At 64.4% G+C, this 26,508-nt stretch carries 27 protein-coding genes and 1 pseudogene; 21 read left to right on the top strand and 7 right to left on the bottom strand.

Annotated features, from left to right (window positions below):
• The 5 genes from J2W49_RS14435 to J2W49_RS14415 form a co-directional block, all read left to right on the top strand.
• A partial coding sequence (locus J2W49_RS14435) for a hypothetical protein (RefSeq protein WP_310317311.1) occupies window positions 1-431 on the top strand: 431 nt, incomplete at its 5' end.
• A 2-nt stretch (window positions 432-433) separates the two neighbouring features.
• Entirely contained in the window at window positions 434-1,636 is a 1,203-nt protein-coding gene (locus tag J2W49_RS14430; RefSeq protein ID WP_310317308.1) for a flagellin, read from the top strand.
• 167 nt (window positions 1,637-1,803) lie between these two features.
• Window positions 1,804-3,219 carry a flagellar filament capping protein FliD gene (fliD, locus tag J2W49_RS14425; protein WP_310317305.1) on the top strand — a complete coding sequence of 472 codons (1,416 nt, stop codon included), beginning with the start codon at window positions 1,804-1,806 and terminating at the stop codon, window positions 3,217-3,219.
• 268 nt (window positions 3,220-3,487) lie between these two features.
• Window positions 3,488-3,913 (top strand): flagellar export chaperone FliS, encoded by a 426-nt coding sequence (gene fliS / locus J2W49_RS14420; protein WP_310317302.1) that lies wholly within the window; start codon window positions 3,488-3,490, stop codon window positions 3,911-3,913.
• Between the two features lie 2 nt (window positions 3,914-3,915).
• Complete coding sequence (locus tag J2W49_RS14415; RefSeq protein WP_310317299.1) at window positions 3,916-4,206, top strand: flagellar protein FliT; 291 nt, start codon at window positions 3,916-3,918, stop codon at window positions 4,204-4,206.
• Between the two features lie 300 nt (window positions 4,207-4,506).
• Here the strand turns inward: J2W49_RS14415 and fliE are convergent, their stop codons facing one another.
• Window positions 4,507-4,821: a flagellar hook-basal body complex protein FliE gene (gene fliE, locus J2W49_RS14410; protein ID WP_310317296.1), complete on the bottom strand. Its 315-nt coding sequence runs from the start codon at window positions 4,819-4,821 to the stop codon at window positions 4,507-4,509.
• A gap of 187 nt (window positions 4,822-5,008) precedes the next feature.
• Here fliE and fliF point away from each other — a divergent pair, with 187 nt between their 5' ends.
• The 13 genes from fliF to fliR all read left to right on the top strand — a co-directional run bounded on the left by fliF (window position 5,009) and on the right by fliR (window position 17,473).
• Complete coding sequence (fliF, locus tag J2W49_RS14405; protein ID WP_310317293.1) at window positions 5,009-6,682, top strand: flagellar basal-body MS-ring/collar protein FliF; 1,674 nt, start codon at window positions 5,009-5,011, stop codon at window positions 6,680-6,682.
• 170 nt (window positions 6,683-6,852) lie between these two features.
• Window positions 6,853-7,848, top strand: a complete 996-nt coding sequence (gene fliG / locus J2W49_RS14400; protein ID WP_310317290.1) for a flagellar motor switch protein FliG — start codon at window positions 6,853-6,855, stop codon at window positions 7,846-7,848.
• Between the two features lie 173 nt (window positions 7,849-8,021).
• Window positions 8,022-8,720: a FliH/SctL family protein gene (locus tag J2W49_RS14395; protein ID WP_310317287.1), complete on the top strand. Its 699-nt coding sequence runs from the start codon at window positions 8,022-8,024 to the stop codon at window positions 8,718-8,720.
• Window positions 8,721-8,909: 189 nt separating this feature from the next.
• Window positions 8,910-10,379, top strand: coding sequence for a flagellar protein export ATPase FliI (gene fliI, locus J2W49_RS14390; RefSeq protein ID WP_405001026.1), 1,470 nt, complete (start codon window positions 8,910-8,912; stop codon window positions 10,377-10,379).
• Between the two features lie 62 nt (window positions 10,380-10,441).
• Window positions 10,442-10,918, top strand: coding sequence for a flagellar export protein FliJ (gene fliJ, locus J2W49_RS14385; RefSeq protein ID WP_310317285.1), 477 nt, complete (start codon window positions 10,442-10,444; stop codon window positions 10,916-10,918).
• Between the two features lie 56 nt (window positions 10,919-10,974).
• Complete coding sequence (locus J2W49_RS14380; protein ID WP_310317282.1) at window positions 10,975-12,342, top strand: flagellar hook-length control protein FliK; 1,368 nt, start codon at window positions 10,975-10,977, stop codon at window positions 12,340-12,342.
• 314 nt (window positions 12,343-12,656) lie between these two features.
• Window positions 12,657-13,235 carry a flagellar basal body-associated FliL family protein gene (locus J2W49_RS14375; RefSeq protein WP_310317279.1) on the top strand — a complete coding sequence of 193 codons (579 nt, stop codon included), beginning with the start codon at window positions 12,657-12,659 and terminating at the stop codon, window positions 13,233-13,235.
• Window positions 13,236-13,279: 44 nt separating this feature from the next.
• A complete protein-coding gene (gene fliM, locus J2W49_RS14370) occupies window positions 13,280-14,284 on the top strand; it encodes a flagellar motor switch protein FliM (RefSeq protein WP_310317276.1) in 1,005 nt (334 codons plus the stop codon).
• Window positions 14,274-14,711 carry a flagellar motor switch protein FliN gene (fliN, locus tag J2W49_RS14365; protein WP_310317273.1) on the top strand — a complete coding sequence of 146 codons (438 nt, stop codon included), beginning with the start codon at window positions 14,274-14,276 and terminating at the stop codon, window positions 14,709-14,711. Before fliM ends, fliN begins: the two co-directional genes overlap by 11 nt.
• A gap of 179 nt (window positions 14,712-14,890) precedes the next feature.
• A complete protein-coding gene (locus J2W49_RS14360) occupies window positions 14,891-15,241 on the top strand; it encodes a FliO/MopB family protein (protein ID WP_310317270.1) in 351 nt (116 codons plus the stop codon).
• Between the two features lie 125 nt (window positions 15,242-15,366).
• A complete protein-coding gene (fliP, locus tag J2W49_RS14355) occupies window positions 15,367-16,221 on the top strand; it encodes a flagellar type III secretion system pore protein FliP (RefSeq protein ID WP_405001030.1) in 855 nt (284 codons plus the stop codon).
• Window positions 16,222-16,229: 8 nt separating this feature from the next.
• Complete coding sequence (fliQ, locus tag J2W49_RS14350; RefSeq protein ID WP_304914015.1) at window positions 16,230-16,499, top strand: flagellar biosynthesis protein FliQ; 270 nt, start codon at window positions 16,230-16,232, stop codon at window positions 16,497-16,499.
• A 206-nt stretch (window positions 16,500-16,705) separates the two neighbouring features.
• Complete coding sequence (gene fliR, locus J2W49_RS14345) at window positions 16,706-17,473, top strand: flagellar biosynthetic protein FliR (RefSeq protein ID WP_310317266.1); 768 nt, start codon at window positions 16,706-16,708, stop codon at window positions 17,471-17,473.
• A gap of 22 nt (window positions 17,474-17,495) precedes the next feature.
• Here the strand turns inward: fliR and J2W49_RS14340 are convergent, their stop codons facing one another.
• From J2W49_RS14340 to J2W49_RS14325, 4 genes and pseudogenes are all read right to left on the bottom strand, one after another.
• On the bottom strand, window positions 17,496-18,077 hold the full coding sequence (locus tag J2W49_RS14340) for a hypothetical protein (protein ID WP_310317263.1): 582 nt from the start codon (window positions 18,075-18,077) through the stop codon (window positions 17,496-17,498).
• An 85-nt stretch (window positions 18,078-18,162) separates the two neighbouring features.
• Window positions 18,163-19,074, bottom strand: coding sequence for a fatty acid desaturase (locus tag J2W49_RS14335; RefSeq protein WP_310317259.1), 912 nt, complete (start codon window positions 19,072-19,074; stop codon window positions 18,163-18,165).
• Window positions 19,075-19,480: 406 nt separating this feature from the next.
• A pseudogene (locus J2W49_RS14330) lies at window positions 19,481-20,020 on the bottom strand (sulfite exporter TauE/SafE family protein); the annotation flags it as partial.
• Between the two features lie 9 nt (window positions 20,021-20,029).
• On the bottom strand, window positions 20,030-20,482 hold the full coding sequence (locus tag J2W49_RS14325) for a hypothetical protein (RefSeq protein ID WP_310317253.1): 453 nt from the start codon (window positions 20,480-20,482) through the stop codon (window positions 20,030-20,032).
• 209 nt (window positions 20,483-20,691) lie between these two features.
• Here J2W49_RS14325 and J2W49_RS14320 point away from each other — a divergent pair, with 209 nt between their 5' ends.
• Together J2W49_RS14320 and J2W49_RS14315 are read left to right on the top strand one after the other, a co-directional pair.
• A complete protein-coding gene (locus tag J2W49_RS14320; protein ID WP_310317249.1) occupies window positions 20,692-22,242 on the top strand; it encodes a class I adenylate-forming enzyme family protein in 1,551 nt (516 codons plus the stop codon).
• 856 nt (window positions 22,243-23,098) lie between these two features.
• On the top strand, window positions 23,099-24,172 hold the full coding sequence (locus J2W49_RS14315) for an ABC transporter substrate-binding protein (RefSeq protein WP_310317367.1): 1,074 nt from the start codon (window positions 23,099-23,101) through the stop codon (window positions 24,170-24,172).
• Between the two features lie 172 nt (window positions 24,173-24,344).
• Here the strand turns inward: J2W49_RS14315 and J2W49_RS14310 are convergent, their stop codons facing one another.
• Entirely contained in the window at window positions 24,345-24,917 is a 573-nt protein-coding gene (locus J2W49_RS14310; RefSeq protein WP_310317247.1) for a LuxR C-terminal-related transcriptional regulator, read from the bottom strand.
• Window positions 24,918-25,036: 119 nt separating this feature from the next.
• Here J2W49_RS14310 and J2W49_RS14305 point away from each other — a divergent pair, with 119 nt between their 5' ends.
• Entirely contained in the window at window positions 25,037-25,846 is an 810-nt protein-coding gene (locus J2W49_RS14305) for a 3-hydroxybutyrate dehydrogenase (RefSeq protein ID WP_310317245.1), read from the top strand.
• Window positions 25,847-25,971: 125 nt separating this feature from the next.
• Here J2W49_RS14305 and J2W49_RS14300 read toward each other — a convergent pair whose 3' ends face one another.
• Window positions 25,972-26,451, bottom strand: a complete 480-nt coding sequence (locus tag J2W49_RS14300; RefSeq protein ID WP_405001025.1) for a low molecular weight protein tyrosine phosphatase family protein — start codon at window positions 26,449-26,451, stop codon at window positions 25,972-25,974.
• Window positions 26,452-26,508: the final 57 nt, after the last annotated feature.

Here is a 26,508-nt window from a genome sequence, read left to right as displayed (position 1 = left end):
CAGGCCAACCAGATCCCGCAGGGCGTGCTCTCCCTGCTGCGCTGATCGAAGCAAGAAGACAACCCCAGCATGCGCTGCACCCACGGGTGTGGCGCCTCAGGCGGCGAAAGCGGCAGAAGCGGTGGACAACCGCTTCTGCCGCTTTTTTTTGTTCCCTGGCCTTGCAATCCCTGAAACAGCACCCGGGAAGCCCGCCTTTTCCGGGCGATGAAAAACGGGGTGGCGTTGAAGAATACGCCAGGGCCACCGAAATCGAACTCAACGGACTTCTAAAAAAGGTTCGTCGTCCGGCAAGTGAATGCGGCGAGACGGTCAAAGCCCCAGGGCCCAGCCGGCGCGAGCATTCCTGCCCCGGTCATGGCAGCCGGCCGTTGTGGCCGGTGTCGAGATTGGCAGCGATGCCGGATTGCCTTTTTATTTTTAGGAGTTAGTCATGACCACCATCAACACCAACGTGATGTCGATGAACGCACAGCGCAACCTGCAATCCTCGCAGGGCTCGCTGGCCACTTCCATGCAGCGCCTGTCTTCGGGCCTGCGCGTCAACAGCGCCAAGGACGACGCCGCCGGCCTGGCCATTGCAGAGCGCATGAACGCTCAGATCAAGGGTCTGAGCGTGGCCGCCCGCAACGCCAACGACGGCATCTCGCTGGCGCAGACCGCTGAAGGCGCGCTGGGCAAAGTCGGCGACATGCTGCAGCGCATGCGCGAACTGTCCGTGCAGTCGGCCAACGCCACCAACAGTGCCGACGACCGCAAGGCCCTGCAGGCCGAAGTCAAGCAGCTCACCGACGAGATCGACCGCGTCTCGCAGCAGACCTCGTTCAACGGCAAGAAGATCCTGGACGGCTCCTTTACCGCCGCCACCTTCCAGGTCGGCGCCAACGCCGGTGACAACATCACCATCGGTTCGCTGGCCAACACCACGGCAGCCAACCTCAGCACCGTGGCCTACGCCGAGCTGACCGAAACGGTGGACCCTGCCGACATCACGGACTATGCAACCGAGATCGACGCCGGCACGCTGACCATCGCGGTGGGCGCAGGCGACGACGTCGATCTGGGCGCCATCGGTGCGGCCAGCTCCGAGACCGCGCGCCTGGGCCAGGTCATTGAAGCCATCAACCGCAAGACAGGTGAGACCGGTGTGTCCGCCTACCTGGTGACCAACAACGACGGCACCTTCGACGTGGAGATCCTCTCATCCAGGCTGGATGAAGACGGTGAACCTGAAACCATCACCCTCACCGGTTTCAGCGCCGCCACCACCGGCATTGCCGACGACGGCAGCGGCATCGTCGCCGCCACCGATGACCTCACCGGCATCTCCAGCGTGGACGTGACCAGCGAAAAGGGTGCCTACATCGCCATCAAGAAGATCGATGACGCCCTGGACCAGGTCAACGGCGCCCGCGCCACCCTGGGTGCGGTGCAGAGCCGTTTTGAGAGCGCCGTGGCCAACATCCAGATCGGTGTGGAGAATCTCTCTGCTTCGCGTGGCCGCATCATGGACGCCGACTTCGCCAAGGAAACCGCCAACCTCTCGCGTGCACAGATCCTGCAGCAGGCCGGCACCGCCATGGTGGCCCAGGCCAATCAGGTGCCGCAGGGCGTTCTGTCACTCCTTAAAGGTTGACGGTTTCTTGCCGATAGAACCTTCATACCCGTCTGCCTGACGGGTCTCTGAAGGCGTCACACCCGAGCGGCCAAGGCGGTTCACAGCCCCTGCCGCTGCGGGTCTTGTGGAATGCGCACAGTGCATGCAAGCCGCGTGCGCTGCGCACATCCCGGAAAGGACATCCCATGGCCATTTCATCGCCAGGCCTTGCCAGTGGCATCGACATCCAGGGCATCGTGTCCAAACTGGTGGCGCTCGAACAAGCGCCGCTGATCCCGCTACAGCAGAAAGCCGCCTCCCTCCAGAGCAAGCTCTCTATCTACGGCAGCATCAAGTCCATGGTCTCCGGTCTGGCCGACGCGGCAGCCAAGCTCTCAGCTCCCAGCGCCTGGACCAGCGTGCGTGGCATGACCTCCATGCCCGACGCAGTGAACATCAGCGTGGCCCCCGGCACCGCCGCCACCTCCATGGCCATTGAAGTGCAGAGCCTGGCCAAGGCCCAGTCGGTGGCCTCCGGTGCCGTGCCTGTAGGCACCGCCATGGGCGGCGGCAGCCTGAGTATCCAGATCGGCAACTGGTCCGGTGGCAGCTTCGCACCCGGCAGTGCGACCGCCGTGCCCGTGGACATTGCACCCGGCGATACGCTCAGCCAGATTGCCACCAAGATCAACGCAGCCGGCGCGGGCGTGAACGCCACCGTGTTGCGCGACGCTTCCGGCGAGCGGCTGCTGGTGCGATCCAACACCACCGGTGAGGTCAACGGCTTCCGGATTCAGGCCACCGACGACGATGGGGACGACACCGATGCGGATGGGCTCTCGCGCCTCGCATTTGATCCCGGCACCGCCAGTGGCATGACGCAGAGTCAGGCCGGATCGAACGCACAGGCCACGGTCAACAATGTGCCCATCACATCGGCCACCAACACGATCACCGACGCCCTGCCCGGTATCACGCTCACACTGTCCAAGGCCACAACCGGTCCGGCAGAAGTGTCGGTGGGGGTGGACAGGGAGTCGATGCGCAAGAACATCCAGGCCTTCGTCGACGCGTACAACACCATCAACAACATGCTGGCCACGGCCACCAAATACGACCCCGACACCAAGGTGGCGGGCTCCCTGCAGGGCGACAGCACGGCCGTAGGCCTGCAGAACGCGCTGCGCGGCATGATGCGCTCGGTCACGGCCAGCGAACCATATTCGCGCCTGATGGACGTGGGCATCGAGATGAAGACCGGCGGTGTGATGTCCATCAACACATCCAAGCTCGATGCCGCACTGCAAAGACCCCAAGCCCTGCAGTCACTGTTCGCCCAAACCAGCAGCGTGGCCACCGAGCGCGGTTTTGGCCTGAAGGTGAAAGCGTTTGCCGATGGCCTGCTGTCCGTCAACGGTCTGGTGAGCACGCGCACCGAAGCCCTCAAGAGCGCCGGAACGCGCAACACCAAGGAAATGGAGAAGGTGAGCGACCGCGCGGCGCGTGCCGAGGTTCGCTACCTGGCGCAATACAACGCGATGGACGCCGCGGTGGGCCAGCTCAGTGGGCTCAATGCCTTCGTGACGCAGCAGATCACGTTGTGGAACAACATCAAGCGCTGATACAGCCCCTTTTCCCCCTGACCCGACCGATGCAAGGGACTGCCGGGGAACGCCTTTATTGCCGCCGGGCCGCCCAGGCAAAGCACCCATCAGGGGACAGCGACCCGCGCAGCGGTGGAGCACGGGGGGCATTCTTCGGGGCGCGCGCTGCATCAACATTCAGGAGGAAAAGAGCATGGCATTTCCAACCCAAACAGATGAACGGATACCTACAGTCCCTGGCACATATGCCGATAAAAAAAGGCATCAGGTACAAGGAAACCAAGCCATGTTCACACCCGTCAGCACCCGCGCAGCATCTGCCTACAAAACCGTCGCAGCCGAAACCGGCGTGCAGGGTGCCGATCCGCACCAGCTCGTCAACCTTCTGTTCGATGCACTGTTGCAAGCCATGAATCAGGCGCGTGGCGCTTTGGAGCGCGGCGACCTGGAAACCAAAGCCAAGGCACTCAGCAAGGCCGTGCGCATTCTGGAAGAAGGCCTCAGAGTGGGGCTCAACCTGCAGGAAGGTGGCGAGCTCGCACATCGCCTGCAGGCCGTCTACGCCTACAGCGTGCAACGTCTGACCATCGCCAACATGCGCAACGATGGCACCCTCATCACCGAGGTGACAGACCTGATTGAACCGGTGGCGCAATCATGGAAAGACATCCGCGCCACCGCCCTGCAGCCCGCAACGGGCCCTGGAGCCTGATCATGGAGCACACCTTGCTGGACTACTACCGCGCCATCGACGACGCCAGCCAGAAGATGCTGCAGGCTGCGCAAAGCGAAAACTGGGACCAGGTGGTCCGCCTGGAAGGCGCCTGCGCCGTGCTGATCGCCCAGCTGCGCAGCAAATCACGCACCGACCAACTCGCCCCCGCCGAGCGCAAGGAAAAGACCAAGATCATGCAACGCATCCTGCGCGCCGACGCCGAAATCCGTTGCCTGGCCGAACCCTGGCTGAACGATCTGGAAGTGCTCATGGAGACGAAGGTCCATTGACCCCCCCGCGCCGCGCCAGAGGCGCGTCACCCCCCAGGGGGCGATACCAGCCGTCCGGCAAAGCCGGCCCGGCGGTATCACTGGAATGAGACACGCACTCCGGAAGCGCGGGAGAAAAACGAGATACGAAGAGACAGCAGGAGGGGAGCGCAAGCAAGCCAGCGCAGCGAAGATCAAAAGCGAGCGGCGAAGCAGTCCAGGGATGTCGAAGATCCGGCTTTGCCGGTCAGAGACATCGCCCCCCTGGGGGGGTGACGCCGAAGGCGGCGCGGGGGGGAGCAGTGATGAACAGGAACGTCGTCAGACGTTCATGTTCATCACATCCGTATAAGCCTGGACCATCCGGTTGCGCACATGCAGGGTGGCCTGGAAGCCGATCTGGGACTTCTGCATGGCCAGCATGGTTTCTTCCAGGCTGACGTTGGGATTGCCCAGTTGAACCTGGGTCTGCAGGCGGGAGGCTTCGTTCTGGCTGGCACTGACCGATTGCAGGGCGCTCTTGAAGCTGTCGGTGATGCCCGGGCCTGCGGCGGCGCCGGCGCCAGGACGCTTCAAGGCGTTGGCACCCACGCCGGTGAGGGCTTGACTGGTCAGGGGGCTGATGCGCATGTCCATGGCGGTGTCCTTCAACTTCAAATGATCACATCCCAATGCTAGGGAGGGTGCTTCGGGGCCGCTGGGGAATAAGGGGGACAAACCCGGTCCTTTTCGTCGGTATGGCGCAGACGCCGGACCCGAATAATCGGTCGCAACAGGGGGCCTTTCCCCTGCCAGACATCCCTTATTCGACCCACCTCGACCCATGAGCACCTCTGTCGCCGAACTGGATCTGCAACCCGTGCGTCGCCCCAATGCGCTGGCCGATGGCTTTGCGCGCATGGACCCGGCGCAGAAGATCAAGCTGGGTCTGGGCATGCTGGCCCTGCTGGGCATCGTGGCTGCGTTCTTCTTCATGGGGCGCCAGGCCGAATGGCGGGTGCTGTATTCGAACCTGAGCGACCGCGACGGCGGCGCCATCGTGGCCCAGCTCACGCAGATGAACGTGCCCTACAAGCACACCGAAGGCGGCATGGCCATCATGGTGCCGGCCGACAAAGTGCACGACACGCGCTTGCGCCTGGCTTCACAAGGCCTGCCCAAGGGTTCGGTGGCCGGCTTCGAGCTGATGGAGTCCAACCGCTTCGGCATGACCCAGTTCCAGGAACGCCTGACCTTCCAGCGCGGTCTGGAAGGCGAGCTCACCCGTTCCATCCAGTCGCTCTCTTCAGTGCAGAGCGCGCGTATTCACCTGGCGCTGCCCAACCAGAACGGCTTCTTCCGCGAACAGCAAAAGCCCAGTGCCTCGGTGCTGCTCACCCTGCACCCCGGGCGCGTGCTCGACCGGGCGCAGGTGGCCGGCATTGTGCATCTGGTGGCCTCCAGCGTGCCGGAAATGAATCCCAAGGCGGTCAGTGTGGTCGACGACGCCGGCTCCCTGCTCTCCAGCAACACCGACGGCCCCTCGCAGGGTGCAGACACCCAGAAACTGCAGTACGTCCAGCAAATGGAACAGGTCTACACCCGGCGCATCCTGGACATGCTGGAGCCGCTGGTCGGTGTGGGCAACGTGAAGGCACAGGTCAGCGCTGACGTGGACTTCTCGCTGGTGGAATCCACATCCGAACAGCACCGCCCGAACCAGAGCGGCGAACCGGTGACCATCCGAAGCCAGCAGACCGTGGAAGACGGCGCAGGCCCGACCACCCAGCCCGCAGGCGTGCCTGGCGCAGTGACCAATCAGCCGCCCGCCGTGGGCCAGGCGCCCATCAACGGCGACCCCGGCCAGCTGGGCGTCGCAGGGGCGGCCGAGAAGGCCGGTGCCATGCGCCGCGAATCGGTGGTGAACTACGAAGTCGACAAGACCGTGAAGGTGGTACGCGAAGCCAGTGGCCAGGTGCGTCGCCTCAGCGCGGCCGTGGTCATCAACCATCGCACCAGTTTGGACCGTTCCGGCAAAGAAACCTCCACCCCGATTCCGCCCGAACAGATCGAGCAGATGACGGCGCTGGTGCGCGAGACCATTGGCTTCAACCAGGGTCGCGGCGACTCGGTCAATCTGGTGAACGTGGCCTTCAACACAGTCAAACCGCCCGAAGAAGCACCCGTGGCCTGGTGGAAGCAGGTGGAGAACCACGAGCTTGCCCGCTCGCTGGCCTGGCCCTTGGGCATGGTGATGCTGGGCCTGCTGGTGGTGCTGGGCATGGTGCGCCCCGGCCTGAAGCTGATGCGCTCACCTGCGACCGAAACCCGCAAGGTGCAACCCCTCAACGCCCTGGTCAACGAAACACCTGAGCGCCCCGGCCTGCCCATGCCGAGCCCGCAAGAGATCACGGCCGAACAGACCCGCATGTCGGACGCCAAACGCCTTGCGCTGGAGAACCCGGTGGCGGTGGCGAACATCGTCAAGGGGTGGGTGAATGGTGAGTCTCCAGCATGACTGTGAAGCACCCCCTGCGCCGCTTCGCGGCTTCCCCCTCTCTCGCCTTCGGCGGCAGGGGGACGGCACCTGAGGCCCGGCAAAGCCGGCTCCTCGGTGCCCCTGGACTGAGGCATCGCGCTCCGGTGTGTGCCTTTTGTTTCGCATAGAGATAGTCAAGGAAGAAGAACATGGAAGACCAGGGCATACACGACGCGGCGATTTTTTTGATGTCGCTGGGTGAAGAAGAAGCGGCCGAGGTGTTCAAGCATCTCAGCCCGAAGGAAGTGCAGAAGCTGGGCGAGACCATCGCCAAGACGCGCTCGGTCTCGCACGAGCGGGTGGATCAGGTGATGCAGAAGTTCACCAGCGCTGCCGCGTCCCAAAGCCTGCTGGTCTCCGACACCGACAACTATGTGCGTGCCGTGCTCAAGCGTGCGCTGGGCGACGACAAGGCCGCGCTGCTGATCGACCGCATCCTGCAAGGCGGCGATGTGTCCGGCATTGAAAGCCTGAAGTGGATGGACCCGTTCTCCATCGCCGAGCTGCTGCGCAACGAGCACCCCCAGATCGTGGCGGCCATTCTGGTGCACCTCGAGGCCGACCAGACCGCTGCCGTGCTGAAGAACTTCACCGAGCGCACACGCAACGAGGTCATGTTGCGCATCGCCACCCTCGAGGGCATTCAACCCACGGCCTTGAAAGACCTCAACGAAGTGCTGTTCAAGGTGCTCGCCGGTGGCGACAAGATCCGCAAGACCTCGATGGGTGGCGTGAAGACGGCCGCCGAGATCATCAACATGATGGGCACCCAGATCGAGAACACGGTGATCGAGTCGATCCGCGAGTTCGATGCCGAACTGGCGCAGAAGATCATGGACAAGATGTTCGTCTTCGAAGACCTGCTCAAGCTGGATCCGAAGTCGGTGCAGATGGTGCTCAAGGAAGTGTCTTCCGATTCGCTGGTGATCGCGCTCAAGGGCTCCACCAACGATCTGCGCGAGCTGGTGCTGGCCAACATGTCCACGCGTGCCGCCGAGGCCCTGCGCGAAGACCTGGAGTCGCGCGGACCGATCCGCCTGTCCGAGGTCGAGAACCAGCAGAAGGAGATTCTGAAGATCGTGCGACGCCTGTCTGACGAAGGCCAGATCGTGATCGGGGGAGCGGAGGATGAAAGCTTTGTCTGAACACGACTACCCCCCGCGCCGCAGGAAGGTAACCCCCCCCGCGCCGCTTCGCGTCACCCCCCCAAAGGGGGGCGATACCTTGGACCGGCAAAGCCGGATCTTCGGTATCCCTGGATGGGGACACGCGCTCCGGTTCAGCCTGTGGTTTCCCGCACCTCTGCAGGGAGCGTCGCATGGTCAATAAGAACAACCCCCATTCCCGCTTTGTCCCGCGCGAGGAGATCGACGGTGTGTCTGCCTGGCAATTTTCTGCGGTGGACGGCAGTGAAGACCATGTGACGCTGGGGAGTGACGGCGATGCGGCGCCGCTGATCGATGAAGCCGCATTGAAGCAGGCGGCTGAGGAGGCTTATGCCGAGGGTTATGCCCACGGTCGTGAAGCGGGCGGCCGTGAAGTGCGTGATGCGCTGGAGGCCACGGTGCGCAAGGCGGCCGAAGAGACGGCTGTTCGCATGGCGCAACTGCTGCACAACACCCGCGACCATCTGCAAAAGAGTGAAGACCAAATTTCTCGCCACATTCTGGAGCTGGCCTGCGACCTGGCGCGCCAGGTGGTGCGTCAGGAGCTGCACAGCGATCCTGGGCACCTCAAGCCTGTGATCGCCGAGGCGCTGGCTCAGTTGGTTGAAGACGGCCTGCCCGCCACCGTGCGCATGAACCCTTCTGACCTGGCGCTGATGCAGGGTGCATTGAACGAGAACATCGGCAAGTCGCCACCGACCTTCGTGGCCGACCCCAACATCACGCCGGGCGGCTGCATGGTCGAATCGCCCAGCACCTCGGTGGACGCCACGATCGAGAAGCGCTGGGCCCGTGCGGTGGGCAACCTGGGCATGGAAGTTGAATGGAATCCGGGGAATGCTGATGTGTGACTTTGAAGCACCCCCCGCGCCGCAGGGCTGGGATTCACCCCCCGCGCCGCTTCGCGTCACCCCCCTCAAGGGGGGCGATACCAGAGGCCCGGCGAAGCCGGTTCCTCGGTATCTCTGGAACAAGTCACTTCACTCCGGAGCTGGGCTTGTGTACTCCTTGCAAAACTGCATGCACATGAGGACCACACCATGAACGACAGCACCTTCGAGGGCGCCAGCCGCTGGGGGCATTTCATGGAAGACCTGCGGGAGAACGCCGCTGTGCACACGCCGCTGGAGGTGAGGGGCACGCTGACGCGGCTGGCGGGGCTGGTGCTGGAAGCCGTGGGGTTGAAGGTGCCGGTGGGGTCTCAGTGTCTGATTGGCAATGGTCCCAAGGACCCTGTGCTGGCGGAGGTGGTGGGTTTCTCGGGTGACCGGGCTTACTTGATGCCGGCTGGCGACACGCATGGGCTGTCGAGCGGTGCCAGTGTCACGCCGCTGGCGCCTTACCGGCCGGTGCCTCGCATGGGCCAGGCGAACAAGCCGCCTTCGCCTGACGACCGGGGCGCGCTGCGTTTGCCGCTGGGTGCCGGGCTGCTGGGCCGGGTGGTGGATTCGCATGGTCACCCGCTGGATCACCAGGGGCCCATCATCAATGTGGACATGGCGCCGATGGACCGCCAGCCCATCAATGCCATGGACCGCGACCCGGTTCGTGAACCGCTGGACACCGGCGTGCGTGCGATCAATGCCTTGCTGACGGTGGGGCGCGGCCAGCGCATCGGCCTGTTTGCCGGCTCCGGCGTGGGCAAGAGCGTGCTGCTGGGCATGATGGCGCGTTACACCCGGGCCGATGTGATCGTGGTGGGCCTGATTGGCGAGCGCGGTCGCGAGGTGAAGGAATTCATCGAGGACATCCTCGGCCCCGAAGGGCGCCAGCGCTCGGTGGTGGTGGCCGCTCCGGCCGATGCACCGCCGCTGGTGCGCATGCAGGGCGCCAGCTACGCCACGGCGATTGCCGAACGTTTTCGCGACGACGGCCTGGACGTGCTGTTGCTCATGGACTCGCTCACCCGCTACGCCATGGCGCAGCGCGAGATCGCACTGGCCATTGGCGAACCACCGGCCACCAAGGGCTACCCGCCGTCGTGCTTTGCCAAGCTGCCGCAGTTGGTGGAGCGCAGCGGGAACGGTCTGAACGGCGTGGGATCGATCACCGCCTTCTACACCGTGCTCTCTGAGGGTGACGACCAGCAGGACCCGATCGCCGATGCCGCGCGTGCCATTCTGGATGGCCACATCGTGCTGTCGCGCTCGCTGGCCGAATCGGGCCACTTTCCGGCCATCGACGTGGAGGCATCGGCCTCACGCGTGATGCAGAACGTGGCCAAGCCGGCGCATCTGGAACTCGCGCGGCGCTTCCGTGCGCTGTATTCACGTTTCATGAAGAGCCGCGACCTGATCCAGCTCGGTGCCTACATGGCCGGCAGCGACCCGGAGACCGACCGCGCGATCGCACTGTACCCGGCGCTGCAGCGCTTCCTGATGCAGGGCATGTTCGATGCCTCCACCATGGAGGCCAGCCTGACCGAACTCGAAGCCGCCCTGCAGGACGAAGGCAAGCCCGCACCCGCAGCGCAAGGCCGCCCGCAGCGCGCACCGAACCGCCATGTCTGAACGCGCAGCATCACGATCGTCCACCCCTTCTCCAGTGAAAACCAACCCAAAGAGGCCCACGCATGACCACCATTCAGACCTTGAACAAAGTGGTGGAGATCGCCGAACGCCGACGCGATGTGGCGCTGGCGGCCCTTGCCCAGTTGCAGCGTGAAATGCAGATCGCCCAGGACCAGATGGATCAGCTCGAAGCCTATGCGCGGGAAGCACAACAACGCTGGAGCGCGCGCAGCAGCACCGGCATCGACGCCGCGCTGCTGCACCACCACCGCCACTTCCTGCAGAAAATCGAACACGCCATCGAGTTCCAGCGCGGCGTGCTGAGCAGCCGCGAGGACATGATCGCCCAGCACCAGGAACAGGTGCGCGTGGCCGAGCGCGATGTGGCCGGCCTGCGCAAGTTCACCGAGAAAAAAATCCAGGCACAGGCCCAGGTGATGGAACGCAGGGAACAGAAGCACACCGACGAAATGGCCCTGACCATCCACTTGCGCCAGCGACTGGCGCAGGCGCAGGCACACGCGCGCTCCGGCGCCTGACCCGCCCCTGCGTCGACCTCGCCCCCTCTTCCGAACGACCCCAGGACACGCCCCCCATGAGCTCCACTTCCGCACCCGCCTCCCAGACGGCGTCGTCATCCACCAGCCAGACCGCTCAGGCCAACCGCGCAGGTCAGCCCGGTGCTCGCCGGGCGACCGAACCCGGTGCCGACAACAGCCTGTTCGCCAACCTGCTTTCCCTGCTGGCCGACACCCACGAACAGGCCCTGCCCGAGCTCGGTGCCGAGCTCACCACTGGCGCGGAAGAAGACCCGTCGCTGCCGGGCGCCGAGGAGGCACTCGAAGACAATCCGTTGGCTGCCCTGGCCGGCTGGCCGGGGTCGCCGGTGCCGGCCGAGACAGGCCACGTGGCCTCTTCGGAAGCACAGCGGGTCGACGCCCCGATCGACACAGCAGCCGACGTCGATCCATCGATGCAGGCCGTCGATGAGCCCGCCCCCGAAATCGACATGGCCACCGATCGTGCGGCCCACGAATCGCCTCAGGATCCGGCCGCCGCCAACCAGCGGCCACAGGCCTCACAAAAAGGCCTTTCCGCCACGGCCCTGGCCCAGGCACAGCCCATCAAGACTGGCACTGCAGCCCACGCAGCCGCTGCGGCCGTGCAGCGACCGGACGGCAACGGCATGGTGTGGCGGCGCACGGGCGGCGGTGCGGCCGAAGGCATGCCCCTGTCGGGCACCGCGCAACTGGCAGGCGTGCGCAGCACCGTCACCCTCAACGACCGCTTTGGCCACCACCTGGCGGGTCAGGGTTTGAGCCCCGTCGTGGCACGCGAGGCCGTTGCCACCGGGTTCGCGTCGGTTCAGGCCAGCAGCGGCACGAATGGCACCACCGGCGTGGTCTCGGTTTCGGGCGCGGTGGGCGGCGCAGATGCCAGCCTGGCCGCAGGCAGCGCCAGCGGTGCAGACACCGCCGGTGGCGGTGACCATGCCGATGACGCACACAACGCCGAAACGGACAGCCAGAACCCGGATGCCTCCGAGGCGTTCACCGAAGCCGAAGGCCAGCAGATCAGCCACTGGGGCACGCAGAACCTGCGCCACGCCAGCCTGCGGGTGGGCCAGGGTGGACAGGATGCCATCGACATCCAGCTGTCGGTCAAGGGCCAGGAAGTGCAAGTGGATTTCCGAACCGACAACACCGACGCCCAGGCCTCGCTGAAGAACAGCGCCGACGAATCGCTGGCCGAGATGCTGCAACGCAGCGGCATTCACCTCGCTGGGGTGTCGGTGGGCGCGCAGGGTCAAGGATCCGAGCGCAAGGCATCGACGAGCGAGTCCGGACCAGCGCGTGCCAACCGCGCACCTCAGCGGGTGGACGACACGCCCATGACACCCGTGGTACCACGCAGCGCGCCGCTGCGGCCCGACGGCAGCCGCCCGCTCGATCTTTTCGTTTGACGGGGTACACCCCCCTGCGCCGCTGCGCGGCTTCCCCCCCTCTGTGGCGCGCCTGCGGCGCTTCGAGGGGGGACGCACCCTGTGGCCCGGCGAAGCCGGTTCCACGGGTGCCCTGGAATTGGACACTTCGCTCCGGAGGGCAAAGCACTCCCCTGCGCTGCTTTACGTGGGTCTGAGTCCCGCGAATAAGCAGCTTTTCCGGTGCTTTTCTGCCGAACGGTGGCAGGGGTGGCGCTCAATAATTCCTCCGAACCGACACGCTTTTGGGGCGTGTCCAGCGCCCCAATCCCGGGGCGGACCCACAGAGGAATTCCATGTCAGCTGCCGCCGCCGCCGCCACCGCCCCCGAAGCCGCCGCTCCTGCGAAGCCCAAGAGCCGAAAGCTGCTGTACATCCTGCTCGGGGTGGTCGTCATGGGCCTGCTCGCTGCGGGCGGCGCGCTCTATCTGCTGAAAAAGAACACCGCCGATGACGAGCTCTACGACGACGAAGAGATCGTTGAGTCGACGCCGGCACGCCCGGAGACCCCACCCGTGTTCCTTCCCCTGGAAAACATGGTGGTCAACCTGGCCGACCCCGGTGGCAACCGCTTCGTTCAGATCGGCATCTCGCTGCAGATCCAGGACAAGAAGACCGGAGAAGAAATGCAGGCATACATGCCGAGCATTCGCAGCAGCGTGCTGTTGCTGATTTCCCAGCGCACCTCCGAGGAGCTGCTGCAGCTGGCCGGCAAAGAGAAACTCGCCAACGACATCGTGGCCAACATCTCCCGGATCATGGGCTACCGCCTGCCCGAAGCCGCACCGGTCAAAGGTGAACAACCCAAGCGCAAGTCCCAGCTGCCGCCCAACCCGGTGCAGGCGGTGCTGTTCTCCAGTTTCATCGTGCAGTGACCGCTGCGCACTGAACGACCACCCTCCGCAGACAGGCCCACACCATGTCCGATTCGTTTCTCTCCCAGGAAGAAATCGACGCCCTGCTCGAAGGCGTCACCGGCGAAAGCCAGAAGCTCGAAAAGGAAGACACGCCCAAAGGCGGGGTGCGCGATTACAACCTCTCCAGCCAGGAGCGCATTGTGCGCGGGCGCATGCCCACCATGGAAATCGTCAACGAGCGGTTTTCGCGCAACCTGCGCCTGGGCCTGTTCAACTTCATCCGCCGCAGCCCTGAGATATCGGTGGGCGCGGTCCAGGTGCAGAAATACAGCGCCTTCCTGCGCGAGCTGGTGGTGCCCACCAACTTCAACATCATGGCGATCCGCCCGCTGCGCGGCAACGGCCTGGTGGTGTGTGAGCCCACGCTGCTGTTCGGCGTGATCGACAGTCTGTTCGGCGGCACCGGCAAGTTCCACACCCGCATCGAAGGGCGTGACTTCTCACCGACCGAGCAGCGCGTGATCAACCGCCTGGTGGACGTGGTGGCCGAGGAGTACAAGAAGGCCTGGCGCGGCGTGTACCCGATCGAGCTGTCGTACCAGCGTTCGGAAATGCAGCCGCAATTCGCCACCATTGCCACCCCCAGCGAGATCGTGGTGTCGACCAGCTTCACGCTGGAGATAGGCGACATCACCGGCTCACTGCATCTGTGCATTCCCTATGCCACGCTGGAGCCGATCCGCGATGTGCTGTATTCCAGCGTGCAGGGCGACGCCATCGAGGTGGACCGCCGCTGGATCAAGCTGCTGAGCCACGAGATCCAGGCCGCCGAGGTCACGCTGGTGGCCGAACTGGCCAAGACCGATGCCACGGTGGAACAGTTGCTGGCCATGCAGGTCGGCGACTTCATCGAACTCGACCGCAACCCGGCGATCCAGGCCCACGTGGACGGGGTACCGATCGTTGAGTGCCAGTACGGCACCCACAAAGGCAAGTACGCCCTGCGCGTGGATCGCAACCTGCGCGGACCCGATACGACCTGGCTTGGAGATTCCTATGTCCACTGAGAGCACCGACACCATGAACGATTCCGTGAGCGACGACTGGGCACAGGCCCTCGAAGAACAAGCCAGCGCCGAACAGGCCGACAGTGCACCTGCCTTCGACAGCAATGCCGCACCGCTGACGACCCCGCCCAGCGGTGGCGCTGGTGCCGCAGGCGCGCCGGTGCAGGACATCCAGATGGTGCTGGACATTCCGGTGCAGCTCTCGGTGGAACTGGGCCGCACCCGTGTGCCCATCAAGTACATCCTGCAGCTGGCCCAGGGCTCCATCGTCGAACTCGATGCCCTCGCCGGTGAGCCCATGGACGTATTAATCAACGGCTACCTGATCGCCCAGGGTGAGGTGGTGGTGGTGAACGACAAGTTCGGTATTCGGTTGACGGACATCGTGACGCCTTCTGAACGCATGAGAAGGGTAAGCCGTACCTGAGGTACGGCACCCCCCCGCGCCGCCTTCGGCGTCGCCCCCCTGGAAGGGGGGCGATACCAGAGGCCCGGCAAAGCCGGTTCCTCGGTATCTCTGGATTGACTTCCCCTCGTTCGTTGCATCTGTTCTTTTTCCGCTTCACTTTTTTGTTCTCACTTCCCTACCGCTTCGGCTGACCCCTCATGCTTCAAAACGCTGCCCCCGCCATTGCGCTGCTGGTCATCATGGTCGTGATGGCTCTGGTGTTGCAGCGTTTCCGCCGCCACATCCCGGGTGCGGCCTTGCACGGTGGCCCGAAGCTGCAGGTGCTGTCTTCGTTGTCGCTGGGTCCTCAGCAGCGGGTGGTCACGGTGCAGGTGGGTCAGGGTGATGATGCGGTGTGTCTGGTGCTGGGCGTGGCTGCCGGCGCTGTGCAGGCGCTGCACCAGATGCCGCTGCCGCCCGAGGCGTTGAACCCCACTGAGACCGCTGCGCCCACCGGCTTTGCTGCCCGACTGGCCCAGCTGGCACAACCGCACAAGGTCACCAAATGATGGACTTGACCCACCCCCGCCGCGATACGCGCGTGCCCCTTGAAGGGGGCGGCGGCAGCGGTGCGACCATGACCGTTTCGCGTCGCACCTGGAACAATCCGCCCTTCGTGAGCGATGAGGAACTCATGTCCCGCCCGCGCCGCACCGCGCGCGTCGCCCCTCAACGTGGCGGGTTTGCACACCGCCTGTGGCACCTGTTGACCACCCATGGCGCGGGCAGCTTCGTCCGGCTGGTGCTGGCCGCCAGTGTGTTGCTGCTGGCCACGGACGTCTGGGCCCAGGCCGCAGCAACGCCCGGTGCCACTGGTCCCTCTCTGCCCCTGATGGTGGGCCAGGGTCCGAACGGCAACTCGTACTCGGTGCCGATCCAGACGCTGCTGTTCTTCACCGCGCTGTCGTTCCTGCCGGCCATGCTGCTGCTCATGACCGGCTTCACCCGCATCGTCATCGTGTTGTCACTGATGCGCCAGGCGCTGGGCACCCAGTCGGCGCCGCCCAACCAGGTGGTGGTGGGTCTGTCGCTGTTCCTCACCTTCTTCGTGATGGGCCCCACGCTCGACAAGGTCTACCAGGACGCCTACGCTCCCTATTCGCAGAACGCCATCAGCTTCGAAGTGGCGCTCGAGCGCGGCCAGGCGCCCATGCGCGCCTTCATGCTCAAGCAGACACGGCAATCTGACTTCGAACTCTTTGCCAACCTGGCCCGCCTGCCCAACGACGTGACCGCCGAGACCGCACCCTTTCGCGTGCTGGTGCCAGCTTTCGTCACCAGCGAACTCAAGACGGCCTTTCAGATCGGGTTCATGATCTTCATTCCCTTCCTGGTGATCGACATGGTGGTAGCCAGCGTGTTGATGTCGCTGGGCATGATGATGCTGTCGCCGGTGCTGGTGGCGCTGCCGTTCAAGCTGATGCTGTTCGTTCTTGCGGACGGCTGGAATCTGTTGATCGGCTCTTTGGCCGCATCATTCGCCCAGTAGGAGAAAACATGGATCCCCAAGCCGCCCTCACGATGGGGCAGAACGCCCTCTTCCTGCTGCTCATGGTGGCCGCGCCCGTGCTGGCCACGGTGCTGGGTGTGGGTCTGACGGTGAGTCTGTTCCAGGCCATCACGCAGATCCACGAAGCCACGCTGTCTTTTGTGCCCAAGCTGATCGCGGCCATTGCGGTTTTCGCGATTGCCGGCCCCTGGATGATGACGACGATGGTGGAGTTCATCCGCAACACCATCTTGTCGATCCCCAATTTCGCTGTATGAGGCCCCCCCCCCCTGCGCCGCTGACGCGGCTTCCCCCCTCTCTGGCGCGCCTGCGGCGCTTGGAGGGGGGACCGCAGCTTGGGCCGGCAAAGCCGGACCCTCGTTGCCCCTGGTCCTGGCTCCCCCTCGGTGACAGATTTGACCGTTCATTCAGCTTCGCCGCGATTCAGCGCGTCTCGACTGCACGGGTATTGGGGGCGTAGACCATGCCCACCTTCACCGAAGCCGACATCATGGCCTGGGTCATGCCGGTGTTCTGGCCGTTTCTGCGCATCCTGGCGGTGTTTTCGAGTGCGCCGATCTTTTCTTCCCGCTCGGTGCCGGTGCGCACGCGGGTGGGGCTGGCGTTCGTTGTGGCGGTGTGTGCGCAGGCCGGTTTGCCGCCGCAGCCGCTGATCGGGCTGACCGATCCCATGGCTTTTCAGGTGGTGTTGCAGCAGGTGGTGCTGGGTGTGGCCATAGGCCTGGCGGTGCGCATCGTGTTTGCTTCTGTGGAGCTGGCGGGTGAGTTGATCGGCCTGCAGATGGGCCTGAACTTCGCGGGCTTCTTTGACCCCACGACCAACTCGCAGACCAGCACGGTGGGCCGCTTCTTCGGCAACATGACCATGCTGCTGTTCGTGGTGCTGGGTGGGCACCTCATGCTGCTACAGGTGGTGGTGGCCAGTTTCGAGACCTTCCCCGTGGGTGGCAACGCGTTCGAGTCGATCAACCGCCTGCGCCTGCACGAACTCGGCGCGGTGATGTTCCGCTATGGGCTGTGGATCGCGCTGCCCATGATCGGCATGCTACTGTTCATCAACATCGTGCTGGGTATCGTCTCGCGCATCGCGCCCCAGATGAATGCCTTTGCTATCGGCTTTCCACTCACCCTCTCGGCCGGCCTGCTGGGCATTGCCTTTACCCTGCCCATGCTGGACACGCCGGTCATCGCATTGATGCGCCTGGCCACCAGCATCTTCACGGGCGGGTGAACGGCGCTGCGCACCTTCAGGCTCACAGGAGCTGCGACACGCTCTTCAACAGCGGCAGCGGGGTGGCGCGCCAGAGAGCCCCGAAGCGCGCCAGCGGAATCTGGCCGCGCAGGATGACGCCGTAGTTGAGTGACGGCACGTGGGGAAAATAATCCCTCTGTATGGAGACAATCTGGCGGAATCCCTTGCGGTGGTAATAAGCAAGCTGCGGGTCGGTCGGCTCGCCGCTGCGCCGCCTGCGTCTGGCATGCACATACGACCAAATGGGCATGCCAGCATTCTTTTCCAAGGCTTTGCGAAGACCCGGGATGGGTGATCCCAGATAGATGTCCCGCCATCCACCTTTGAGCAAGTACGGATACAGGAAGGCGAACATCGCTTCGACCGCCTGGGGCTGGATGCTGCTCAGGCTCACGCCGAACAGCGAGCGTGTGGGTTGCTCAGGGGCCACGTCCACGGCGGCGCAATCCTGCCATTGCACCGGTGCGGTGAACATCGCAGGCGCGACCGGGCGCAGAAAGAGTGACGCCAGCGCGCGGCCCGAATCGACGCAGAAGGCGCCAACGCTCAGTGAAGGATGGGCGGCGATCCGGCGCTTGAGCATGTCTGCACTCGCTGCCTGACCGGGCTCCCACTTCGCTCGTTCGAGAGCGAGCAAGGCAGGGACGTCGTCCGCCGTCAGGAAGCGGCTAGACAGCATGGGTGACAGCGGTGGCTTGGGGCTTGGGCCCGCTGACCTCATCGATCAGGCCCGACAGGTAGCCCCGCGTGATCACGGCATGCTCGCTGTAGGCCTGGAGAGGCAGGAGGAGCCGGTGCAGCCGCTTCAAACGGAAGAACGGAACCGCAGGAAAAAGATGGTGCTCGGCATGAAAGTTGACACCGTTCTGCGCGATAAGAAGGCGCTCCACCCATCCGGCCAGAACGGTGCGCGACCCGAGGATGCCCGCCGCAGGCATACCGTAGTGTTCGCCAATGTCACGCAAGTACAGAATCGCCATCAGGAAGGTCGCCAACGGCAGCAACCAGTAGAGCAACATCGCCACCCAAAGATCGAAATACGTGGCCAGGCCGGCCACTGCGATCCAGAACAAGGCGCGCGTGATGCGCACGGCTCGTGGCAACTCAACGGCCATGCCGGCGTCGACCGTGTAGCGCTTCAATTCCGCCAAGGTATAGAAGCCGATGCAATGCTTCAGCACCTCGACCCACACCTGCGTCCGCGACATGGGGAACTGGTAGCGCGCTCTCTTCAGCGATGACACCCAGTTGGGGTCGAGGTCCGTGGCCACATGGGCGTGGTGCTGAAAGTGGTTTCGGCGAAAACCATGCACCGTGATGAAAAAAGGCAGCGCCGTGAGCACATCGCCCAGCACATCGTTGAGCGCGCGTCGTTGGCGGCTGAACTGATGATGCGAAAAGTCGTGCATCAGCGTGAGCAGGGCATGCTGCCGCGTCGCGATAAGCAGCATGCAGGCCACGCTGACGGGAACACTGGCGATCTCCATGGCCACGCCAGCCAGCGCGAAGATGCACAACCACTCCAGCAGCGTCTGCAACAACAAGCGCAGCGGCGCCGGCCGCACAAGCCGTGCGAGCACCTCTCGGTCAAGTTGAATGCCCTGTGGGCGTCGTTCCCAACACGTGGGACGTACATCGCTCATGAACTGCCCTCTTGGTTACAAAGGCGGCGATGCTAGAGAACGAATGTGGCAACCGCGTGACACCGCCATGCCATGGCAACGACGATGGCATTCGCGCCTGGGGCAAGGTGCGCACCGCAGCCACCACCGCGCCGTTCATGATCAACCCGCAATCGAGCGCTCCAGGAGCCTGCGCAGCCTTCACTCCCCCTTCTGGTCGTAGCGCTTTCACGCCCAATCAAATACGAACCCAAGAGGGTGAGATGACGAGGGCGCTACAAGCACACGCGTATCAGTCCACCAGTCCGTGTTGGAACCTGGCGAATCACAACCTAGCCAGCAATTGCGGCACCGCCGCCACCAGCATGGTGAACGACAGGGCCGCGAGGTTGAAGTTCTGCACGATGGCGCGATGCGCATCCTTCTCCATGCCGCGCAGCGTGCACCACAGCGTGGGCACCACGCCGGTGAAGCCCCCGATGCCGCCCATGAAGCCCCCTGCCCCGCCGGCCACGCCATCGGCCAGACGCCCTCCGCGCGTCACCCGGGGCAAACGCGACGACACCAGCATGGCCGGGCACCAAACCACCAGCACGCAACCCAGTGTCAGCTTGAAGAGATCGGCATTGAGGTGCGGCAGCACCGCGACGCCAACGGGAACGCCCACCGCTCCACCGGCCAGAAAGGGCCACAGCGCCGGCCAGCGAAAGCCCCGCCGGGTAGTGAATACGGCCACCAGTTGCCCCGTGAGCGAACCGAACACCGCCAACACCGCAGCCACGCGCGGCTCAATGCCCCAGACCCAGAACGACATGGCCACCATGCTGAAGGCAAAACCCGAGAGGCCCTGCACGAAACCGGCCACGACCGCGCCGACCACGATCAACCAGAGTTCAGGTGTCATCTCAACCACTCATTCCCACTTCAGGTCGTAGAGCTTCCAATCGTCGTCCACCAGCCGCCATTCCATGCGCACGGTGTAGGGCGAAGCGCGTTCGGGGATCAGGCCCTGGGCACCGGTCACCAGCACCTGTGCGTCGGTGTAGCCCGTCAGCTTCGATGCCGGGTCGATGCGGGTCTGGTGGCCCACGGCAAACACCTTGATGTTGGCGTAGCGGTAGAAGATGGCCATCATCGTCTTGCGCGCCAGCTCGGCGTCCAGATCGCCCTGCATGCGAAACCGCGTGTCCACCAGGTCCATCACAGCCCCTGCGTCCTTGGCCTCAATGCTTGCCTGAAGCTGGCGCACGGTGGCTTCCAGCCGGGCCTGCGGATCGGACTTGCTGCAGGCACCCAGCAGCAAGGCCGTGCCCATGACCCAGGCCATCAGCCCACGCATCACCCATCCAGATTTGTTCAGAACCACCGGGCACTCCCCATCAGAAGAAGCTGCCACTGTAATCGCCCCTGCCGCGCGGGCATTGGCGCCTCAAGGGTATTCCCATGGGTACTTCTACCGTATAGGCAAAGGGCAATGCACCCACTATCTTTCGGCTGCGAAAGTCTTCCTCGCCAAACGACGAGGCGGGCCTGCCTGCGCTTCCCATTCCATTCCAAGAAAGCGTCACTCCCGTCATGAGCCTGGTCCACCTGCTGCTGAGACACGCCACCCTCCACCCCGAACGACCCGCCATCCTGTACGGCACCGAGCACTGGGTCAGCTACGGGCAGTGGACCGCTCGCAGCGCCGGCCTGGCGCAGCGCATGCAGGCCGCCGGGCTGGTGCCGGGCGACCGCGTGCTGATCTTCATGCGCAACCAGCCACGCTACCTGGAGATTCTTTGGGCGGCCTGGTGGGCCGGGCTGGTGGTGGTACCGGTCAACGCCAAGCTGCATCCGCGCGAAGTCGAGTGGATTGCGGCCGACGCGCAAGCCCGCTGGGCCTTTGTGACGCACGACGTCGCGGTCGCGCCGCTGGCCGGTCTGGAACGCCAGATCGACGTGGAATCGGACGCCTGCGACGAGCTGCTGGCGCCGGTGAGCGATGCCCTGGCCGTGCCAGTGGTGGAGCGCGATCCGAATGACCTGGCTTGGCTCTTCTACACCAGCGGGACCACCGGCCGCCCCAAGGGCGTGATGCTCACGCACCGCAACCTCATGACCATGGGCCTGACCTATTTCATCGACGTGGACCCGGTGGCCGCCGTTGACGCCATCGTCTACGCCGCGCCCATGTCGCATGGGGCCGGCCTGTACGCCATACCCCATGTGATGGCCGGCGCCCGGCATGTGATCCCCGCCTCCGGGGGTGTGGAGCCGGTCGAGCTGTTTGAGCTGGGGTGGCAGGTCGGTCCGCTGTCAACCTTCGCCGCACCCACCATCGTCAAACGCCTGGTGGACCATGCCGAACACCACGGCATCGACACATCACGTTCCGCGCAGGCCTTCAAGACCATCGTGTACGGCGGCGCGCCCATGTACGCGGCCGACATCCGGCGCGCCCTGCAGGTGATGGGGCCGCGCTTCGTGCAGATCTACGGACAGGGTGAAACCCCCATGGTGGCGACCGCCCTGTCGCGCGCGCAGCTGAGCGACACCACCCATCCGCGCTGGCTGGAGCGCATCGCGTCGGTGGGCGTGGCACAAACACCGGTGCAGCTGCGCGTGGCCGACGCTGAGGGCCAGCCGCTGCCCACCGGCGAAGTGGGCGAGGTGCTGGTCAAAGGCGACAGCGTGATGGCCGGCTACTGGAACAACCCATCGGCCACGGCCGCTGCGGTGCGCGACGGCTGGCTGTTCACCGGCGACACGGGCTGCCTGGACGCCGACGGCTTCCTGACATTGAAGGACCGCAGCAAGGACCTGATCATCAGCGGCGGCTCCAACATCTACCCGCGCGAAGTGGAAGAGGTGCTGTTGACCCTGCCCGGCGTCAACGAAGTGGCGGTGGTGGGCACGCCCGATCCGGAATGGGGTGAATCGGTGGTGGCCTTCGTGGTGCTGCAGCCTGGCGCAAGCGTCACGGTCGACGCACTGGACCAGCACTGCCTGGCCCGGATGGCCCGGTTCAAGCGGCCCAAGCGCTACGAGCTGGTGAGCGAACTGCCCAAGAACAACTACGGCAAGGTGCTCAAGACCGCGCTGCGCGAGAGACTGCGCGACGCACCGACGCTGCCAGCAGCCTGAGGGGCGTGCCGGGCGGTGCCGAAAGCTGTCGAAAGGCTGACACCTCCCCGTGTGATACGTCACGAAAGACACCAGAACAGACCCTCACTGAATCTTCAACCGGGCAGCCACCTTGCCTGCAGGTGATGGGGTTCATGCAGGCCAGAACGTCGAAGTGCACGGCCCTTCTGATCGGCGGCGCGCAGCGCTCCAGTCGCCTTGAACAAGACTCCACCGGATTTCCCAGTGGTTGATTCCGTCAGCCAGAAGCCGCCATGCCACTGGCGAACGTGCTGCAAATTCAGGAACAGAACCGACGGTGCCGTCAGCAAAAAGAGGCGTCAACGCACAGCCTTTGGACGGGCTTCAGCGGTGTCTCCATCGCATGCCGTGCGGCATGCAAAGGGTTCATGTCGTCCGTGGCCAGCCCTCTCAAAGGGCCGCCCTTGCCGGCCTGTAGCGTAGAAATACCTCATGGATTGCCCGGCTGCTTCGCCAGCCGGCCCACCCCACCATTGCGCCTCCTACTAGGGCCTGTTCACACCATTTTTCCAAGTGCGAATGGATTGAAAACAGCGCCAATCTAGGCGCGCGACTACGGCCAGACTGGATGTCTGGCCTAGGAGTGCAACAACGAGTGGCGCTGTTTTCAACCCATTCCCTTCGGGTTGCGGCCAAAAAGGCCATGCGCCGTGTTGCGAAGCCTTGCCGGGGGGCGACCCCGGCGGCGTTTCGCGCCTTGCGCATGGCCTTTTTGATCCGCAACGCATCTTGGAAAAATGGTGTGAACAGGCCCTAGCTTCCCAAAACAACGGAGATCCGCATGAACACCTTCAAACAATCCCTCTGCACGCTGACCCTTCTCTGCCTGCACGGCATGACCTCGGCCAACGACATCGTCATCAGCCAGATCGCGCCCCTGACCGGCGTGCTGGCCAGCACCGGCAAACAGATGGTGGTGGGTGGGCAGATCTACTTTGACCACATCAACGCCACGGGTGGCGTCAATGGCCAGCAGATCCGGCTGGAGGTGGCCGACGACGGCTACAAGGTCGATGAGACCGTGCGCCTCACCAAGGAAGCGCTGGCCAACCCGGCCGTGGTGGCCCTGTTCGGGTTCGCCGGCACGGCCAATGTGGGCAAGCTGCTCACCGACGGCGTTCTGACCCAGGGCGGCGCCGCGCTGGTGGCGCCCTACACCGGTAGCGAACCCCTGCGCACACCGTTCAACCCCTGGATCTTTCACGTGCGTGCCGGCTACGGCGACGAGACCGAACACATGGTGCAGCAGGTCACCACACTGGGCATGAAGCGCGTGGCCGTGATGTACCAGGACGACGGCTTCGGTAAGGCCGGCCTGCAGGGCGTGGAGCGCGCACTGGCCAAACGCGGGTTGACGCTGTCTGCCGCCGCACCCTACGAGCGCAACACCGACCAGGTGGACGAAGCCGTGAAAACCATCCGCGCCTCCGACGCGCAGGCGGTGATCATGATCTCGGTGAACCGGCCCACCTCGGCCTTCATCCAGCGCTACCGCGAAGCCGGCGGGGGCGCGCAGCTCTACAACATCTCTGTGGTCGACCCGGCAGAGATCGTCAAGCTCGCCGGGCTCAAACACGCGCACGGCCTGGGTGTGAGCCAGGTGGTGCCCTACCCCTTCATGCCGGCCATGCCCGTGGTGCGTGAGTACCAGCAACTGCTGAAGAAATACGCGCCCAGTGAACTGGTGAACTACACCAGCTTCGAGCAGTTCCTGGGCGCCAAGGTGCTGGTTGAAGGCCTCCGCCGTTCCGGCCCCAAACCCACGCGGGCCGGGGTGATCAAGGCACTGGAGACCATGGGCAACTTTGACCTGGGCGGCACCGTGGTTCGCTACGCACCCGACAACCGCATTGGTTCGCGCTACGTTGAAGTGACGGTGATCGGCGGTAACGGAAAACTCTTGAAATGAAGAGGTAAAGAATCACCCCCTGCGCCGCTTACGCGTCTTCCCCCTCTCTGGTGCCTTCGGCTTGGAAGGGGACGGCGCCTTGGGCCGGCGGAGCCGGACCCTTGTCGCCCCTGGTCGGGGGATCTTCCGTTTGTTGTGTCGCGCACACCGGCTACATGCCCATGAACCAGCCTCAGACATGCCCCAGCAGCTTCGCCACCAACTCACCCTGCGTGGCCGCCTTGTGCTTCGTCATCAGGCGCGCGCGGTGGGCCTCCACCGTGCGTGGGCTGAGGTCCAGCACGCGTGCGATCTGCTTGCTGGTGAGCCCTGCCACCAGGTGCTTGGCCACCTCGCGCTCGCGCGGGGTCAGTGGCGTGGTCACCGGTCGGCGCTGCGAGATGTCTTCAAACATCCACACCGCACAGGCAAACGGGTCGGCGCGGTCGCTGGCCCGGCCCGACGCGTGGCACCAGAACAAGGAGCCGTCGCGCCGCCGCATGATGCGCTCGTCACTGTACAAGCCGGTCTCGCGCATCACGGCCTCGCCCTGTTCGCCAATGTTGGCGAACTCGTCCGGCGTGGGGTACAGCATCGCAAACGGTGCGCCCAGCAGATCCGGCACCTCGTACCCGAACTGCCTCGCAAACACGTCGTTGCAGAACACCACCACGCGGTGGCGGGACACACACAGCCCCACCGGCGCCAGGTCAAAAGCCATCTGCATCGCTTGCAGCGATTCGGTTTCGGTCACGGTATGGGGCATGGCCCCGCATTGTGGCGGCGAGGCCAGATGCCTGTGAGCGTGAAGACTCTCTTGACAGGTCGGCCGCCGCTCGCCTTCCCCCCTCAACATTCCCAACCCCACCTCAGGAGCTTTACCCCATGACAACCCCTCCCCTGCACAACCGTCGCGCCCTGGTCACCGGTTCGGTGCAAGGCATTGGCCTGGCCATGGCACAGGAGCTGGCACGCGCCGGTGCCCAGGTGGTGCTGCATGGCCTACCCGACGACGCCGTGCACGCCGCTGCCCGTGAAGCCCTCAGTGCCATCACGGCCCAGCCCGTGGTGTCGCTCTCGCACGACCTGGCCGACCCGGCGCAGGTGGCCCGCATGATGGAAGAAGTGCTGGCCACTGGCCCGCTCGACATTCTGGTCAACAACGCCGGCATCCAGCACACGGCCGCCCTGCAGGACATGCCGCGCGCCCGCTGGGACGCCATCCTGGCCATCAACCTCTCGGCCGCTTTCGACACCATGCGCCTGGCCCTGCCCGGCATGGTTGAGCGGGGCTACGGCCGCATCATCAACATCGCATCCGTGCACGGGCTGGTGGCGTCAGTGAACAAGGCGCCCTATGTGGCGGCCAAGTTTGGCCTGGTGGGACTCACGCGCGTGGCGGCACTGGAGGCCGCGCAGGCCGGGAGCCGCGCCAGCGGCGGCGTGACCGCCAACTGCATCTGCCCAGGCTGGACCGAAACCGCCATCATCGAACCACAAATCCTCGCCCGCGCTGAACAGTTCGGCGGCGACCGTGAGGCTGGCATCCGCGACCTGCTGAAGGAAAAACAACCCACCGGCCGCACATCCCTGCCTGAAGAAATTGCCCGCACCCTGGTCTGGCTCTGTGACCCGGCGGCCCACAACCTCACCGGCGCGGCCATTCCCATCGACGGGGGGTGGACAGCGCAGTGATTGAGGTGGTACCCAACACTGCGCGATGAGCATCCACGATATCCCGGGCACCGCAGGCTACGGCGCCCGCGTCCCTCTTCAGAGAAACGCCTGGGACTTATCTACACCAACCAGTGTCGTGACGGCTATTCAAGGCGAAGAATGGCTCCTACAGAATCGCGAAGCAGGTCAACCAACTCAGGCGCCATGTACTTGTAATCGTCCGGAATATCGAGAACGTGAATTGTCTTGTTCTCGATCACTCGCCTGTATTCGGCGAGCAGGCGGGATTTGTGCTTCTCTTCCATAACGAAGATGACCTGTGCCCAATGCAGATCGTTTACAGAGACGCGGTGTCTTGCATTCGGGCTGGTTCCCTCTGAGCGGACGGACAGAGCGGGGTGTTTCCGCCAAACCTGCTCTGCTGTCGGGCTGCGCCATTGATTTCGGCTACAGACGAACAGGACATTTGTTTGACTTGGCTTCGGCAAGTCCTCTGGCTCCTGCGTGAGTTGGGCTTCAGTGACCCGCGGGTATTCGACCCCGAGTTGCCTTGCGCGGGCGAGCTTGACTGACCTCGTGTAGAGGTGCTTCCAGTTCTTTTCGCGTTTCGGTTCGGTTGGCATGACTTGTAGAGTGATTAACCCATCATGAGTTGGGCGTTCAGAACCGGTGAGACGATA

It is taken from the genome of Hydrogenophaga palleronii (genome assembly GCF_031457455.1).
GTDB lineage: Bacteria > Pseudomonadota > Gammaproteobacteria > Burkholderiales > Burkholderiaceae_C > Hydrogenophaga > Hydrogenophaga palleronii_A.
The sequence above is the reverse complement of the archived record's forward strand: the minus strand, read 5'-3'. Positions and strand labels throughout refer to the sequence as shown.